This is a genomic window from Stenotrophomonas sp. YJH_SMC_127, assembly GCF_059372445.1.
Genome location: NZ_JCAFVO010000005.1, coordinates 265,140 through 279,582, shown reverse-complemented (window position 1 = coordinate 279,582; position 14,443 = coordinate 265,140). Strand labels below are relative to the sequence as shown.

Below are 14,443 nucleotides of genomic sequence, written 5' to 3'. Positions count from 1 at the left end.
AGCGAATGGCGACCAGACAACGCCCACTTTCCCCGCACCTTCAGGTGTATCGCTGGCAGATTCAGATGGCCACCTCGATCCTGCATCGAGCCACTGGCGTCTTTCTGTCTGTTGGTGCCCTCATCATCGCCGCCGGCCTGCTGGCCCTGATGATGGGGCCCGAGTCCTGGAACTGCTTCACCGGCCATGCCGGGGCCTGGTATGGCCGCGTGTTCCTGTTCGCGTGGACATGGTCGTTCGCCTATCACCTGTGCAATGGCATCCGCCACGTCGTGCAGGACTTCGCCATCGGCTTCAGCATCCCCGCCTTCATCCGCAGCAGCTGGCTGTCGGTCATCGGCAGCCTGGTGATCACCCTGCTGGTGTGGGCCTATGTGATGTTCGGAGGTGCCGCGTGAGCAAGTTCCGTACCCCGTTGAAGAACGTGCGCGGCCTTGGCTCGGCCAAGACCGGCACCGAGCACTTCGTGCACCAGCGCCTGACCGCCGCCGCACTGGCGGTGCTGGGCATCTGGTTCCTGGTCTTCGTGCTGGGCCTGCTGGGCTCGGACTACGCCACCGCCGCCGCCGCCGTGGCCAAGCCGTGGAACGCGGTGCCGTTGATCGGCCTGCTGATCGCCATGTTCTGGCACGCGCAGCTCGGCATGCAGGTCGTGCTGGAAGACTACATCCACGAATCGCTGCTGGCCCTGGTGCTGCAGACCGCGGTGAAGTTCGTCGCCGTGCTCGGCATGATCGTCAGTGTGTTTGCGGTGGGCCGCATCGCCCTCGGCGTTGCCTGAGCCCAGGCACCTACACAGGAATCCAGATTAGATGTCCGCTTACAAGATCACCGAACACAAGTACGACATGGTCGTGGTCGGCGCCGGCGGTGCCGGCCTGCGCGCCACGTTCGGCCTGGCCGCCAAGGGCCTGCAGACCGTGTGCCTGACCAAGGTCTTCCCGACCCGTTCTCACACCGTTGCCGCCCAGGGCGGTATCTCGGCCGCGCTCGGCAACATGGGCGAGGACGACTGGCGCTACCACTTCTTCGACACCATCAAGGGGTCGGACTGGCTGGGCGACCAGGACGCCATCGAGTACATGTGCCGTGAGGCCATCCCGGCCATCATCGAGCTCGAACATTACGGCGTGCCGTTCTCGCGCACCGCCGAAGGCAAGATCTACCAGCGTCCGTTCGGTGGCATGACCACCAAGTATGGCGAAGGCCCGGCGGCGCAGCGTACCTGCGCGGCGGCCGACCGTACCGGCCACGCGATGCTGCACACGCTGTACCAGCAGTCGCTGAAGCACGACGCGCGCTTCATGATCGAGTACTTCGCGCTCGACCTGATCTTCGACGAGGAAGGCGCCTGCCGCGGCGTGCTGGCCCTGGACATGTCCGACGGCACCCTGCACCTGTTCCGCGCCCAGGGCGTGGTACTGGCCACCGGCGGCTACGGCCGTGCCTACTTCAGCGCCACCTCGGCGCACACCTGCACCGGCGACGGTGGCGGCCTGGCCATGCGTGCCGGCATCGCCATGCAGGACATGGAGTTCGTGCAGTTCCACCCGACCGGCATCTACGGCGCCGGCTGCCTGATCACCGAGGGTGTCCGCGGTGAAGGTGGCATCCTGCGCAACAGCAGCGGCGAGCGCTTCATGGAGCGCTACGCGCCGCACTACAAGGACCTGGCCTCGCGCGACGTGGTCAGCCGTTCGATGACCATCGAGATCCGCGAAGGCCGCGGCGTCGGCGAGCACAAGGACCACATCCTGCTCGACCTGACCCACCTCGGCCCGGGCGTGATCGACGAGAAGCTGCCGGGCATCGCCGAGAGCGCCCGCATCTTCGCCGGCGTCGACGTGCACAAGCAGCCGATTCCGGTCATCCCGACCGTGCACTACAACATGGGCGGCATTCCGACCAATTACCACGGCGAAGTGGTGCAGAAGGTCGGCGACAACGACAACGCGGTAGTGCCGGGCCTGTACGCCATCGGCGAAGCGGCCTGCGTGTCCGTGCACGGCGCCAACCGCCTGGGCTCGAACTCGCTGCTGGACCTGGTGGTGTTCGGCCGTGCCGTGGCCAACCGCTGTGCCGAGACCATCAAGCCGGGCGCTGCGCACAAGCCGCTGCCGGCCGATGCCTGCGACAAGGCGCTGGGCCTGCTGGACAAGCTGCGCCACGCCAACGGCGATACCCCGACCTCGGTCATCCGCGATCGCATGCAGCGCACCATGCAGGCCGACGCGGCGGTCTTCCGCACCAGCCAGACGCTGAAGGAAGGCTGCGAGAAGATGGACAAGATCTTCGACTCGTTCCAGGACGTGAAGGTCTCCGACCGTTCGCTGGTGTGGAACTCGGACCTGATCGAGACCTACGAGCTGAACAACCTGCTGCTCAATGCGGTGGCGACGATCAACTCGGCCGAACAGCGCAAGGAAAGCCGCGGCGCGCATGCGCACGAGGACTTCCCGGACCGCGACGACGTCAACTGGCAGAAGCACACCCTGGTCAGCGTCGACGAGAAGGGCAAGTGCAGCTTCGACTACCGTCCGGTGCACATGTACACGTTGACCGACGACGTGTCCGTGGTGCCGCCGAAGCCGCGCGTGTACTGATCCGACCCCGCCTACCATGCAATCCGCGCCCACGGGCGCGGGCCGCCTGAGCCAACGAGAGCAGCCATGGCCGAGTTTTCACTCCCCAAGAATTCCAAGATCACGAAGGGCAAGCATTTCCCCGTCAAGAACGGCGGCAAGAATGTGCGCACCTTCAAGATCTACCGCTGGAGTCCGGACGACGACAGCAACCCGCGCACCGATACCTATGAAGTCGATCTGGACGCCTGTGGCCCGATGGTCCTGGACGCCCTGATCAAGATCAAGAACGAGATCGACCCGACCCTGACCTTCCGCCGCTCGTGCCGCGAAGGTATCTGTGGTTCGTGCGCCATGAACATCGACGGCACCAACACCCTGGCCTGCACCCGAGCCATCTCGGACTGCGGCAAGAAGGAAGTGCCGATCTACCCGCTGCCGCACATGAACGTGGTCAAGGATCTGGTTCCGGACCTGACCCACTTCTACGCGCAGTACGCGTCGATCAAGCCGTGGATCCGTACCCAGACCCCGGCACCGCCGGACCGCGAGCGCCTGCAGTCGCCGGAAGACCGCAAGAAGCTGGACGGCCTGTACGAGTGCATCCTGTGCGCCTGCTGCTCGACCAGCTGCCCGAGCTACTGGTGGAACGGCGAGCGTTACCTGGGCCCGGCGATCCTGCTGCAGGCCTACCGCTGGATCATCGACTCGCGCGATGAGGACACCGGTGCGCGCCTGGATGATTTGGAAGATCCGTTCAAGCTGTACCGCTGCCACACCATCATGAACTGCGCCCGGACCTGCCCGAAGGGCCTGAACCCGGCGCTGGCGATCGCCGAGATCAAGAAGCTGATGATGGAACGCCGCGCCTGATCAGGCCCGGCTGTACCGGGTAGAGCCACGCCACGCGTGGCTGTGCCACCCCAGTAGAGCCACGCCATGCGTGGCTTTGCTGTATCTGGAGAAGCACGATGGAAGAAGATGTTCTGCTGAAGAAGCTGCGCTGGCGCTGCCGCCGCGGCATGCGTGAGCTGGACCAGCTGTTCGGCCGCTACCTGGACCACGAGTGGAGCACTGCGCCGACCGAAGAGCGCGAGGTTTTCCTGTTCCTGCTCGACTGCGAGGACGATAAGTTGTGGCGCTGGTTCATGGGCTACGAGGCCTGCCCGCATGCGCACGCGATCCCCCTCATGCAGAAGATCCTCGCCCTCAAGCCTTGAGTGGCGCCCCTCGCGGCTGCAGGCCGCCGCCCAGCTGGCGGTGCTGCTGGCTGCGCCGTGGCTGCTGCGCGCATCGGATCTGCCTTCACGGCTGCTGATGCCCGCAGTGGTGCTGGCCTGGTGCACGGGCCTGGCCGAACTGGCCTGGCGCCAGCGCAGGCCGCGCGTGCAGGTGCTTCTGCCTCCGCTTCCCGAGCCACTGCAGGTGGCCGGGCAGGACGTTGATACGCCACGGCTGGTGGTGCGTGGCCCATGGCTGTTGTTGCTGTGGCGTGAGGATCGGCGCCGCCAGCGCCTGCTGTTCTGGCCGGATGTGCTCGATTCCGGGCAGCGACGTGAACTGCGACTGGCCGTAGCCGCACGCGCCGTTTCCCGTCAGCCCCGGACGATGGCACCATAAGCTGAATTGACCGGCGTGCCTGCATGTTCAAACCCATTCCCGTGGCCATTGGCCTGCGCTACCTGCGCGCCAAGCGCCGCAACGGCTTCATCTCCTTCATCTCGATGGCATCGATCCTGGGCATCGCGCTCGGCGTTACGGTGCTGATCACCACGTTGGCGGTGATGAGCGGATTCCAGAAGGAAATCCGCAGCCGCCTGCTGCAGATGACCGCGCACACCACCATCAGCCGCGACGGCGAGCCGATGCCGGACTGGATGCGCGTGGTCGACGTGGCCCGCAAGGACCCGCGCGTGGCCGGTGCCGCGCCGTACATCGAGATCCAGTCGATGATCAGCGGCCCGCGCGTGCAGGGCGCAATCATCCAGGGCATCGATCCGGCGCTGGAGCCGAAGGTATCGGTGATCGACAAGAAGGTCACCAAGGGCAGCTATGCCAGCCTGACGCCGGGCAGCTTCAACCTGCTGCTGGGCAAGGAACTGGCGATCTGGCTCGGCGTCGACGTCGGTGACCAGGTGCTGGTGACCTTCGCCGAAGTGCAGGGCACGCCTGCCGGTGCCGTGCCGCGGATGAAACGCTTCACCGTCAGTGGCATCTTCGAGGCCGGCTACAACGAGGTCGACCGGGGTGTCGGCTTCGCCAACATGCAGGACCTGGAGCGCGTGCTGCGCAGCGACGGTGCTACCGGCGTGCGGCTGAAACTGCACGACATGGACCGCTCGCTGGAAGTGGGCGTGGACCTGGCGCAGAGCCTCGGCGGCGCGTACCGGGTAAGTGACTGGACCCAGCAGAATGCCAACCTCTACCACTCGCTGCGCATGGAGAAGGTGGTGATGGGCATCCTGCTGTCGCTGATCATCGCCATGGGTGCGTTCAACCTGGTGTCCTCGCAGGTGATGCTGGTGACCGACAAGCAGGCCGACATCGCCATCCTGCGCACCCTCGGCCTGACCCCGGGCGGGGTGATGCAGGTGTTCATGGTGCAGGGTTCGCTGATCGGCATCTTCGGCACGCTGGCCGGCCTGATCGGCGGCATCACCCTGACCCTCAACCTGGAACGCATCCTCGGTGCAATCGAGAGCGTGTTCAACGTCAAGCTGCTGCCGGAGGATGTGTACTACATCACCGGCCTGCCGACCGACATGCAGACCGGCGACGTGGTGGCGATCACCGTGGTCGCGCTGCTGATGAGCTTCCTGGCCACCCTGTATCCCGCCTGGCGGGCAGCACGCACCCAGCCGGCGGAGGCCCTGCGTTATGAATAAGGTCTTCAACCGCGGCGATGAGGTGATCCGCGCCGAAGCACTGGGCAAGACCTACGCCGAAGGGCGCATGCAGACCCCGGTGTTCGATGGCCTGGACCTGACCGTGACCGCCGGCGAGACGGTGGCGATCATCGGTGCCTCCGGTGCCGGCAAGAGCACGCTGCTGCACCTGCTGGGCGGGCTGGATGTTCCGACTGCAGGCGAGGTGTACGTCACGGGCCAGCGCATGTCGGCGCTGTCGGATACCGCGCGCGGCCTGCTGCGCAACCAGGCGCTGGGCTTCGTCTACCAGTTCCACCACCTGTTGCCGGAATTCACCGCGCTGGAAAACGTGATGATGCCGGTGCTGCTGGCCGGCACCGCCGTGGCCGAAGCGAGCAGCCGGGCCACCACGCTGCTGGAAGCGGTCGGCCTCGGACATCGCCTGGACCACAAGCCGGGCGAGCTGTCCGGCGGCGAACGCCAACGTGCCGCGGTGGCACGTGCGCTGGTCAATCATCCGGCCTGCGTGCTCGGCGACGAGCCGACCGGCAACCTGGATGACCGCACCGCTGCTACCGTGTTCGAGCTGATGCTGGAACTCAACCGCGCGCGTCATACCAGCCTGGTGCTGGTTACCCACGACCGCAGCCTGGCGAGGCGCCTGGACCGGGTGCTGGAGCTGCGCGAAGGGCGCCTGCACGCACTGGCCCACGCCGACGTCTGAGCGGCCGGCAACGGCCGCCTCCCGGCGCCTGAACGGGTTTACCTGCCATCGCGCCGGCCGCACATCGGCCGGCGCATGATCGCAGCAGGTTCCCCGAGGAGATCGCCATGAAGACCCCGATCCTGATCGCCGGACTCTGCCTGGCGCTGGCCGCCTGCGCGACCACCGGCCGGCTCAGCAGTACCGAGAAACTGGATCTGTACCGCGCCCACGCCGGCGCGCCGCAGAACGACATGCAGTTCTTCGGCAGCCTCAATGGCTGGACCGAACTGGGTGACAGCGCGCTGGCGGTGTGGACCCGGCCGAGCGAGGCTTACCTGCTGGAACTGAGTGGTCCGTGCCCGGACCTGTCGTACGCCACCGCCATCGGGTTGACCAGCAGCATGGGCCGCGTGTCATCGCGTTTCGACAAGGTGCTGGTGCGCGACCCGACCGGTGGCCCGCGCATGCCGTGCTTCATCAACAGCATCCGCAAGCTGGACGTGAAGGCACTGCGTGCCTCCGAGCAGGAGCTGCGCCAGGCGCAGGTGCAGGAGCGCGAGGAAAATACGAAATAGCGCGGTAGTGCCGGCCGCTGGCCGGCAACCTGGCATCTGCGCGATGCCGGCCAGCGGCCGGCACTACCTTTGGGTCAGGCTTCCGGGGTGAAGCCGGCAGGCTTTTCCGCGTCCTTCTCGAACAGGAACTTGACCAGTTCGCCCTCAAGGAATGCGCGATGCTCCGGGGTACGCGGCGACAGGCGGTTTTCGTTGATCAGCATGGTCTGGTGCGCAAGCCACGCGGCCCAGGCCTGCTTGCCGATGTTGCTGAAGATGCGCTGGCCCAGTTCGCCGGGGTAGGGCACGAAGTCCAGGCCCTCGGCATCGCGTTGTTCGTACTGGCAGAAGACGGTTCGGGACATGGTACTCACTCGTGGTTGCGGGGTTTCTTGGGCGTTCGTTTCGGCGCCTTGACCGTGGCGCCATCGAGCAGCTTGCGGATGGGGGCCGGCAGGCCCAGCGCGGGCAGTTCGTCGGTGGCGACCCAGCGCAGCGTGGGTTCTTCCACGCGCAGGCCGTGCACCTGCCGCGACAGTACCTGCAGGTGCAGCTTGTAATGGCTGAAGGTGTGCTGCAGCACGGGCAGCTCCTCGGCGTCTTCCAGCGAACCTTCGACGTGCGCGTCGAACCAGTCCTGCAGTACGCTGCCGGCCTCGGCCTGCGGCAGCGTCCACAGCTGCGCCCAGATGCCGGTGTCCGGCCGCTTCTGCAGCAGCACGCGCTGCTGGGCGTCGCGCAGCAGCAGGGCCATCGCTTCGCGCTCGGGCAGGGCCTTGCTGGGCTTGGGCGTGGGCAGTTCGGCGGTGCGGCCTTCGCGGCGCGCCGCGCACGCGTCCTGCAGCGGGCAGATCACGCAGGCTGGCTTGGCGCGGCTGCACACCGTCGCACCCAGGTCCATCTGGGCCTGGGTGTAATCAGCCATTCGCCCGGCCGGCACCTGCGCCACGTGCGCCTCGGCAATCGACCACAACTGTTTCTCGATGGCCGGCAGGCCGGGAAAGCCGTCGATGCCGTGGTAACGGCTGAGCACGCGCTTGACGTTGCCATCGAGGATCGCGAACGGATCGTTCCAGGCCTGGCTGAGGATCGCACCTGCGGTGCTGCGGCCGATGCCGGGCAGGGCATGCAAGGCATCGAAATCGCGCGGCAGGTCGCCGTCGTGCAGTTCCACGCAGCGCTTCGCGGCGGCATGCAGGTTGCGTGCGCGGGCGTAGTAGCCGAGCCCGGCCCACTGCGCCATCACCGCGTCATTGCTGGCGGCGGCGAGGTCGGGCAGCGTCGGGAAATGCTGCAGGAACCGCTGGAAGTACGGGATGACCGTGGCTACCTGGGTCTGCTGCAGCATGATTTCCGACAGCCAGACCCGATAGGGGCTGCGTGGGTGCTGCCAGGGCAGGTCGTGGCGACCATGGCCGTCGAACCAGTGCAGCAGGCGGGCGACGAAATCGTCCCGTTCTGCAGTTTCGGCGCTGGCGTGCGGCTGGCGGGGCATTGGAGTTCCAGAGAGGCAGCCACCCGTGGGGTGGCTCTACCAGGCTGCGGTAGAGCCACGCCATGCGTGGCTGCGCGGTGTATCAGGCGCCCAGCGCTTCGGGCAGCAGGGCGTCGACGAAGGCTTCCGGGTCGAACACGCGCAGGTCTTCCGGGCGCTCACCGATACCGGCAAAGCGGATCGGGATGCCGAACTCGCGGGCCAGCGCGAACACCACGCCGCCCTTGGCAGTGCCGTCCAGCTTGGTCACCACCAGGCCGGTCACGTTCACTGCGGCATTGAACTGGCGCAACTGCGACAGCGCGTTCTGGCCGGTGGTGCCGTCGATCACCATCAGCACTTCGTGCGGGGCGGTGGGGTCGATCTTGCCGAGCACGCGGCGGATCTTGCCCAGCTCGTTCATCAGGCCGGACTGGGTGTGCAGGCGGCCGGCGGTATCGGCGATCAGCACCGAGGTGCCGCGGGCCTTGCCGGCCTGCAGCGCGTCGAATGCCACCGAAGCGGCATCGGCGTTCTGCCCCTGCGCGACCACGGCTACGCCGTTGCGCTCGCCCCAGGCCTGCAGCTGGGCCACGGCGGCGGCGCGGAAGGTATCGCCGGCAGCCAGCATCAGGCTGTGGCCGTCATCCTTGAAGCGCTTGGCCAGCTTGCCGATGGTGGTGGTCTTGCCGACGCCGTTGACGCCGACGGTGAGCACCACGAAGGGCTTGGCGTTGCGATCGATCACCAGCGGCTTGGCCACCGGCTGCAGGATCGCGATCAGCTCGGCGCGCAACGCGGCCAGCAGCGCATTGGCGTCGGCGAACTCGCGCGACTTCATGCGCTTGCGCAGGCCCTCGACCAGATCGGTGGTGGCGCCCACGCCGACGTCGGCGGTGATCAGTGCGGTTTCCAGTTCGTCCAGCAGATCGTCGTCGAGCTTGGGGTTGCGCGAGAACAGTCCACCGAAGCTGCGCGCGATGACGCTGTTGCGCAGGCGTTCGCGCCAGCCGGGCTTGCCGGCAGGCGCCGGAACGGCATCGATCGAGGCGGCGGCAGGCAGGTCGTCGGTGACCGGTGCCGGGGTGGGCTGAGGCACTGGTGCGGGTGCCGGTTCGATGGCCGGGGCCGCCACCGGGGCGACGTCGATCCGGGCGGCCGATTGCGGAGCGCTCGGAGCGGGAACGACCGGAGCCGGAACCACCGGAGCCGGAACCACCGGGGTGGGCTCGAAAGCGACCGGAACGACGGCTGCCGGCGGCGGCTCGGCCGGCGCAGGCGCGGCCGGTACGGCTACCGGTGCTGGCTCTTTGTCCTCGATCGGCGCGGCCGACGGGAACGCCGCCGCCAGCTCTTCAGCCGAGTAGTGCTGGGTCTTGGGTGCCTCCGCTGCGGGGGCATCCTGGGGCTTCTTGCGGCGGAAAAAACTGAGCATTGGCAAAAGGCGCTGAAATCAGGGGGATATGCTACCACTCGGGCCTGTCGGGCCGATGTGGACTCAAGGTCGCGGTCCGCCGGCCGTTAACCGGTCCGGAGGGCCACGTCGTGCGGCCCGGAGACCGCCATGGACAACGTGATGGGAATTGCCCTCGGCGGGATGCGTGCGGCCCAGCAGGGCGTGCAGGTGGCTGCGCACAACGTGGCCAACCTGGCGACCCCGGATGCCCAGCGCCTGCAGCTGCAGCGCAGTGCTGCCGGGCAGGGTGGGGTGCAGGCCGCGGTGATTCCCGTCGGCGCCGATGCCGGCGCGCCGCTGGGTGACCTGCTGGCCGCGAAAGCCGAGGTGGTGGCCTTCGCCGCCAATGCCGCGGTGATCCGCCGCCAGGACCAGATGCTGGGTTCGCTGCTGGATCGCGACGCCTGAACCCCTTCGGCAGGCGCCAACCGCCGCCCCTGGTGGGTGCCAACCTTGGTTGGCACTCTCCACCCGCGCCGGTAGCTGCCAACCTTGGTTGGCACGCTCGATCCGCCCCGGTAGGTGCCAACCTTGGTTGGCACGCTTTTGGGGCGCCAACCAAGGTCGGCCTCTACCAGAGCACCGCCGGGTAAGCCGGGCCATGCCCGGCGACCCCCCTGTCGATCAGGCCGACAGTTCCAGCAGCAGCTTGTTCAGCCGCGCCACGTAGGCACCCGGGTCCTTCAGGCTGTCACCGGCGGCCAGCGCGGCCTGGTCGAACAGCACCCGGCCGAGGTCGTCGAAACGCGCGCCATCGGCTTCGGCATCCAGCTTGGCAATCAGTGGGTGGCCCGGGTTGATTTCCAGCACCGGCTTGCTGTCCGGCACCTTCTGCCCGCTGGCTTCCAGGATCTGGCGCATCTGCAGGCCCAGGTCCTGTTCGCCGATGGCCAGTACCGCCGGCGAATCGGTCAGGCGGTGTGACACGCGCACTTCGGCCACGTCATCGCCCAGCACGGTCTTCAGGCGCTCGACCAGGCCCTGCTTGTCCTTCGCCGCGGCTTCCTGTTCCTGCTTGTCCGCTTCGGTTTCCAGCGCGCCCAGGTCGAGATCGCCACGAGCGATGTCGACGAAGCCCTTGCCGTCGAAATCGGTCAGGTAGCCCATCAGCCACTCGTCGATGCGGTCGGTCAGCAGCAGCACTTCCACGCCCTTCTTGCGGAACACTTCCAGGTGGGGGCTGTTGCGCACCTGGCTGTAGCTCTCGCCGGTCAGGTAGTAGATCTTGTCCTGGCCTTCGGTCATGCGGCCGAGGTAATCGGCCAGCGACACCGTCTGCGCATCGCTGTCGCCGCGGGTGGAGGCGAAGCGCAGCAGCCCGGCCACCTTCTCGCGGTTGTTGTAGTCCTCGGCCGGGCCTTCCTTCAGCACCTGGCCGAATTCCTTCCAGAACGTGGCGTATTGCTCCGGCTTGTCGGCGGCCAGCTTGTCCAGCATGTCCAGCGAGCGTTTGGTCAGCGCCGCCTTCATCGAATCGATGACCGGGCCGGACTGCAGGATCTCGCGCGAGACGTTCAGCGACAGGTCGTTGGAGTCGACCACGCCCTTGATGAAGCGCAGGTACAGCGGCAGGAACTGCTCGGCCTGGTCCATCACGAACACGCGCTGCACATAGAGCTTCAGGCCCTTGGGCGCATCGCGGTGGTACAGGTCGAACGGCGCGCGGCCGGGCACGTAAAGCAGCGAGGTGTACTCCAGCTTGCCTTCGACCTTGTTGTGGCTCCACGCCAGCGGATCGCTGTGGTCGTGCGCCACGTGCTTGTAGAACTCGGTGTACTCGGCGTCGCCGATCTCGGTGCGCGGACGGGTCCACAGCGCGCTGGCGCGGTTGACGGTCTCCCACTCGACGGTGGCGCCTTGTTCGCCACCTTCCTTCGGCATCTGGATCGGCAGGCCGATGTGGTCCGAATACTTCTTGAGGATGCTGCGCAGGCGCCAGCCGTCGGCGAAATCATGCTCGCCATCCTTCAGATGCAGGACGATGCGGGTGCCGCGCTCGGCCTTGTCGACAGTGGCGACGTTGAAATCGCCTTCGCCGCGCGAGGTCCAGCGCACGCCTTCACCTGCGGCCAGGCCGGCGCGGCGCGAGGTCACTTCCACTTCGTCGGCAACGATGAAGGCGCTGTAGAAACCGACGCCGAACTGGCCGATCAGCTGCGAATCCTTCTTCTGGTCGCCGGACAGCTGGCGCAGGAAATCGCCGGTGCCGGACTTTGCGATCGTGCCAAGGTGGGCGATGGCTTCGGCGCGGCTCATGCCGATGCCGTTGTCTTCGATGGTGATGGTGTGCGCGGTGGGGTCGAAGCTGACGCGCACGCGCAGCTCGCTGTCGCCTTCCAGCAGCGCCGGCTGGGTCAGGGCCTCGAAGCGCAGCTTGTCGGCGGCGTCGGCGGCGTTGGAGACCAGCTCGCGCAGGAAGATCTCCTTGTTGGAGTACAGCGAGTGGATCATCAGCTGCAGCAGCTGCTTGACTTCGGTCTGGAAGCCAAGGGTTTCGGTCTGGGTGGTCTCGGTCATCGATAGGGCTCCATGTGCAATGCCGCGCCAGCGCGTGCGGCCTCGCCAAGGGGTATGGCTGATTGTCCCGAAATCAAGGGGTTGGTCGGCCGGGCGGCGCCCGGCACCTGCAGAGGCCGAAGCAACAGCAACGCCAACCCACACCGCCCCGCCTCTGACAGATTTCCCGCGGCTGTTGGTAGGTGTCGACCTTGGTCGACACATCTGTCAGACATCGAAATAAATCTGGGGTCAGATCCGTTTTCCGCAGGAAAACGGATCTGACCCCAAGAGCCGTTCCGACAGATCGCACGGAACTGTCGAAGGCGGGGTGGGTCCGGTTGAGGGGGCGTGAGCCGCATGGATGCGGCGACCGAGCTTACATGGACGTACTTGCAGCGTCCCCCTCGACCGGACCCACCCCGCCAACCCACGGATAGCCGGCTTTTGCCGTTGCTTCGGCCGTTGCCGTGGCTTCGACGGGTGCCGGGCAAAGCCCGGCCGAACTACAATCCCGCTCATGCTGAATTTCTCGAATTCCTCCCGCCGGGGGCGCCGATGAGCGGCCGCGGTGGCAATGACGGCCAGGTCCGCATCATCGGCGGGCGCTGGCGCAATACCCGGCTGCCGGTGCCGACCCTGCCGGGCCTTCGCCCCAGCAGCGACCGCGTGCGCGAGACCCTGTTCAACTGGCTGATGCCCAAGCTCGGCGGCGCCCGCGTGCTGGACCTGTTCGCTGGCAGTGGCGCGCTGGGCCTGGAGGCGGTCTCGCGTGGCGCTGCCCACGCCACCCTGGTCGAGCGCGATGCGCAGCTGGGACGCAACCTGACCGCCGCCGTCGCCAGGCTGCAGGCCAGCGACCAGATCACCGTCGTGCAGGCCGATGCCCTGCGCTGGCTGCAAGGGGCGCAGGCGCAGCAGGCCGACCTGGTCTTCATCGACCCGCCGTTTGCCGATGGCCTGTGGCAGGACGTGCTGGCCCAGCTGCCGCGGCACCTGGCCGCCGACGCCTGGCTGTACCTGGAATCGCCAGCCGGCCACGTGCCGGTGCTGCCGCCGGACTGGCTGCTGCACCGCGAGGGTGGCACCCGCGAGGTGCGCTTTGCCCTGTACCGCCGTGCCACTGCTACACTTTGACCTCATCTGAACATCTGCATCCGCCCATGACCGTGGCCAATCGCCGCATTGCCGTCTACCCCGGCACGTTCGACCCCATCACCAACGGTCATATCGACCTTGTGAGCCGGGCCGCGCCGCTGTTCGAAAAGGTCGTGGTCGGCGTGGCGCAGAGCCCGTCCAAGGGCCCGGCGCTGCCGCTGGAGCAGCGCGTGCAGCTGGCGCGTGGCGCGCTGGCCCACCACGGCAACGTCGAGGTCATCGGCTTCGATACCCTGCTGGCCCATTTCGTACGTTCGGTGCAGGGCGGGGTGCTGCTGCGCGGCCTGCGCGCGGTGTCCGACTTCGAGTACGAATTCCAGATGGCCAGCATGAACCGCCACCTGATCCCCGAGGTCGAGACCCTGTTCCTGACCCCGGCCGAGCAGCACAGCTTCATTTCGTCCTCGCTGGTCCGCGAGATCGCGCGCCTGGGCGGCGACGTGTCCGGTTTCGTGCCGGCCGCGGTGCTCGAAGCCCTGCGCAAGGTCCGCGAAGCGAAGTCGGCACAGTCGTAAGCCCCGCTGTACCCGCACCCCATTACGTACACCACCACGCACCATTCCGGGAGGAAACCCATGAACACCACCATGCGCGCGATGCTGATCGCTTCGTTGGCCCTGGCCTTCACCGCCTGCAAGAAGGAAGAGGCCGCTCCGGTCGACGAGGCCAAGCCGGCCCTGGTCGCCCCGGCCAAGGACGACGATGCAGGCTGGAAGAAGTACCTGCAGGAAGTGGCGATCCAGAACATGGGCAACATCACCAACAGCCCGTTCCTGTACTACCTCTCGCCGGAATCGGACCCGGACTTCCAGGCCAAGTACGAGCGCCAGACCGAAAGCGCGACCCAGGCCGTGGCCCGTGGCGTGCAGCCGGGCAACATGCTGGCCTTCGGTTCGTCGGCCTCGGGCAAGATGGCTGACATGATCCAGGCCGTGTTCAAGGACGTGTCGCCGGATTCGATGAAGGGCGTGCGCGTCGTCTTCATCGGCCAGTCGGCTGACAACGCCCGCGTGCAGGCTGCGATCCAGCCGACCGGTGCCGAGTACATTTTCGTCGAAGCCAAGTAATACCGAGCCATGGCGGCCATGCTCCGGCATGGCCCGGGCGGCATCCTGCAAGGGCGCCGCTGATGACCTGACCGGCCCGCGCG

The 14,443-nt window shown here is 67.0% G+C and carries 17 protein-coding genes; 13 read left to right on the top strand and 4 right to left on the bottom strand.

All coding sequences use genetic code 11. The features are described 5' to 3' along the window. Positions 1 to 5 precede the first annotated feature (5 nt). The 9 genes from sdhC to AC5QAB_RS14110 all read left to right on the top strand — a co-directional run bounded on the left by sdhC (position 6) and on the right by AC5QAB_RS14110 (position 6,730). Entirely contained in the window at positions 6 to 398 is a 393-nt protein-coding gene (gene sdhC, locus AC5QAB_RS14150; protein ID WP_024958620.1) for a succinate dehydrogenase, cytochrome b556 subunit, read from the top strand. Next, positions 395 to 781 carry a succinate dehydrogenase, hydrophobic membrane anchor protein gene (sdhD, locus tag AC5QAB_RS14145; RefSeq protein WP_495233461.1) on the top strand — a complete coding sequence of 129 codons (387 nt, stop codon included), beginning with the start codon at positions 395 to 397 and terminating at the stop codon, positions 779 to 781. Before sdhC ends, sdhD begins: the two co-directional genes overlap by 4 nt. A gap of 31 nt (positions 782 to 812) precedes the next feature. Further along, positions 813 to 2,603, top strand: a complete 1,791-nt coding sequence (sdhA, locus tag AC5QAB_RS14140) for a succinate dehydrogenase flavoprotein subunit (protein WP_014646765.1) — start codon at positions 813 to 815, stop codon at positions 2,601 to 2,603. Positions 2,604 to 2,669: 66 nt separating this feature from the next. Continuing rightward, positions 2,670 to 3,455 carry a succinate dehydrogenase iron-sulfur subunit gene (locus tag AC5QAB_RS14135; RefSeq protein ID WP_005409079.1) on the top strand — a complete coding sequence of 262 codons (786 nt, stop codon included), beginning with the start codon at positions 2,670 to 2,672 and terminating at the stop codon, positions 3,453 to 3,455. Between the two features lie 98 nt (positions 3,456 to 3,553). Continuing rightward, complete coding sequence (locus tag AC5QAB_RS14130; protein ID WP_005409080.1) at positions 3,554 to 3,802, top strand: FAD assembly factor SdhE; 249 nt, start codon at positions 3,554 to 3,556, stop codon at positions 3,800 to 3,802. Continuing rightward, a complete protein-coding gene (locus AC5QAB_RS14125) occupies positions 3,753 to 4,202 on the top strand; it encodes a hypothetical protein (RefSeq protein ID WP_041863309.1) in 450 nt (149 codons plus the stop codon). Before AC5QAB_RS14130 ends, AC5QAB_RS14125 begins: the two co-directional genes overlap by 50 nt. 23 nt (positions 4,203 to 4,225) lie before the next feature. Next, the gene (locus AC5QAB_RS14120; protein WP_032958619.1) at positions 4,226 to 5,467 is read left to right on the top strand and encodes a lipoprotein-releasing ABC transporter permease subunit; all 1,242 of its coding nucleotides are present in this window, start codon (positions 4,226 to 4,228) and stop codon (positions 5,465 to 5,467) included. Next, complete coding sequence (gene lolD, locus AC5QAB_RS14115) at positions 5,460 to 6,173, top strand: lipoprotein-releasing ABC transporter ATP-binding protein LolD (RefSeq protein WP_032958621.1); 714 nt, start codon at positions 5,460 to 5,462, stop codon at positions 6,171 to 6,173. Before AC5QAB_RS14120 ends, lolD begins: the two co-directional genes overlap by 8 nt. Positions 6,174 to 6,280: 107 nt before the next feature. Continuing rightward, entirely contained in the window at positions 6,281 to 6,730 is a 450-nt protein-coding gene (locus AC5QAB_RS14110) for a DUF6491 family protein (RefSeq protein ID WP_032958624.1), read from the top strand. A 74-nt stretch (positions 6,731 to 6,804) separates the two neighbouring features. On the opposite strand, the gene AC5QAB_RS14105 is transcribed toward AC5QAB_RS14110, so the two are convergent. The 3 genes from AC5QAB_RS14105 to ftsY form a co-directional block, all read right to left on the bottom strand. Then, entirely contained in the window at positions 6,805 to 7,074 is a 270-nt protein-coding gene (locus AC5QAB_RS14105) for an oxidative damage protection protein (RefSeq protein ID WP_049442323.1), read from the bottom strand. A 5-nt stretch (positions 7,075 to 7,079) separates the two neighbouring features. Continuing rightward, complete coding sequence (gene mutY, locus AC5QAB_RS14100; protein ID WP_495233460.1) at positions 7,080 to 8,204, bottom strand: A/G-specific adenine glycosylase; 1,125 nt, start codon at positions 8,202 to 8,204, stop codon at positions 7,080 to 7,082. Positions 8,205 to 8,286: 82 nt separating this feature from the next. Beyond that, positions 8,287 to 9,618: a signal recognition particle-docking protein FtsY gene (gene ftsY / locus AC5QAB_RS14095; protein WP_197562157.1), complete on the bottom strand. Its 1,332-nt coding sequence runs from the start codon at positions 9,616 to 9,618 to the stop codon at positions 8,287 to 8,289. A 129-nt stretch (positions 9,619 to 9,747) separates the two neighbouring features. Between ftsY and AC5QAB_RS14090 the strand changes: the two genes are divergently transcribed. After that, complete coding sequence (locus AC5QAB_RS14090) at positions 9,748 to 10,047, top strand: hypothetical protein (protein WP_075075795.1); 300 nt, start codon at positions 9,748 to 9,750, stop codon at positions 10,045 to 10,047. A 216-nt stretch (positions 10,048 to 10,263) separates the two neighbouring features. Here the strand turns inward: AC5QAB_RS14090 and htpG are convergent, their stop codons facing one another. Continuing rightward, positions 10,264 to 12,156, bottom strand: coding sequence for a molecular chaperone HtpG (gene htpG / locus AC5QAB_RS14085; RefSeq protein ID WP_197562158.1), 1,893 nt, complete (start codon positions 12,154 to 12,156; stop codon positions 10,264 to 10,266). A gap of 537 nt (positions 12,157 to 12,693) precedes the next feature. Here htpG and rsmD point away from each other — a divergent pair. The 3 genes from rsmD to AC5QAB_RS14070 are packed head-to-tail and all read left to right on the top strand — an operon-like array spanning position 12,694 to position 14,360. Then, entirely contained in the window at positions 12,694 to 13,272 is a 579-nt protein-coding gene (rsmD, locus tag AC5QAB_RS14080) for a 16S rRNA (guanine(966)-N(2))-methyltransferase RsmD (RefSeq protein ID WP_014646773.1), read from the top strand. A gap of 26 nt (positions 13,273 to 13,298) precedes the next feature. Next, positions 13,299 to 13,808: a pantetheine-phosphate adenylyltransferase gene (gene coaD / locus AC5QAB_RS14075; protein WP_014036814.1), complete on the top strand. Its 510-nt coding sequence runs from the start codon at positions 13,299 to 13,301 to the stop codon at positions 13,806 to 13,808. Between the two features lie 60 nt (positions 13,809 to 13,868). After that, on the top strand, positions 13,869 to 14,360 hold the full coding sequence (locus AC5QAB_RS14070; protein ID WP_032959157.1) for a hypothetical protein: 492 nt from the start codon (positions 13,869 to 13,871) through the stop codon (positions 14,358 to 14,360). Positions 14,361 to 14,443 lie beyond the last annotated feature (83 nt).

Bases quoted from the DNA above. Each gene is read 5' to 3' on its own strand.
- AC5QAB_RS14070 (WP_032959157.1), top strand. From the start codon at position 13,869: ATGAACACCACCATGCGCGCGATGCTGATCGCTTCGTTGGCCCTGGCC.
- AC5QAB_RS14110 (WP_032958624.1), top strand. From the start codon at position 6,281: ATGAAGACCCCGATCCTGATCGCCGGACTCTGCCTGGCGCTGGCCGCC.
- ftsY (WP_197562157.1), bottom strand. From the start codon at position 9,618: ATGCTCAGTTTTTTCCGCCGCAAGAAGCCCCAGGATGCCCCCGCAGCG.
- sdhA (WP_014646765.1), top strand. From the start codon at position 813: ATGTCCGCTTACAAGATCACCGAACACAAGTACGACATGGTCGTGGTC.
- AC5QAB_RS14090 (WP_075075795.1), top strand. From the start codon at position 9,748: ATGGACAACGTGATGGGAATTGCCCTCGGCGGGATGCGTGCGGCCCAG.
- coaD (WP_014036814.1), top strand. From the start codon at position 13,299: ATGACCGTGGCCAATCGCCGCATTGCCGTCTACCCCGGCACGTTCGAC.
- mutY (WP_495233460.1), bottom strand. From the start codon at position 8,204: ATGCCCCGCCAGCCGCACGCCAGCGCCGAAACTGCAGAACGGGACGAT.
- AC5QAB_RS14125 (WP_041863309.1), top strand. From the start codon at position 3,753: ATGCGCACGCGATCCCCCTCATGCAGAAGATCCTCGCCCTCAAGCCTT.
- AC5QAB_RS14105 (WP_049442323.1), bottom strand. From the start codon at position 7,074: ATGTCCCGAACCGTCTTCTGCCAGTACGAACAACGCGATGCCGAGGGC.
- AC5QAB_RS14120 (WP_032958619.1), top strand. From the start codon at position 4,226: ATGTTCAAACCCATTCCCGTGGCCATTGGCCTGCGCTACCTGCGCGCC.
- AC5QAB_RS14130 (WP_005409080.1), top strand. From the start codon at position 3,554: ATGGAAGAAGATGTTCTGCTGAAGAAGCTGCGCTGGCGCTGCCGCCGC.
- rsmD (WP_014646773.1), top strand. From the start codon at position 12,694: ATGAGCGGCCGCGGTGGCAATGACGGCCAGGTCCGCATCATCGGCGGG.
- AC5QAB_RS14135 (WP_005409079.1), top strand. From the start codon at position 2,670: ATGGCCGAGTTTTCACTCCCCAAGAATTCCAAGATCACGAAGGGCAAG.
- htpG (WP_197562158.1), bottom strand. From the start codon at position 12,156: ATGACCGAGACCACCCAGACCGAAACCCTTGGCTTCCAGACCGAAGTC.
- lolD (WP_032958621.1), top strand. From the start codon at position 5,460: ATGAATAAGGTCTTCAACCGCGGCGATGAGGTGATCCGCGCCGAAGCA.
- sdhC (WP_024958620.1), top strand. From the start codon at position 6: ATGGCGACCAGACAACGCCCACTTTCCCCGCACCTTCAGGTGTATCGC.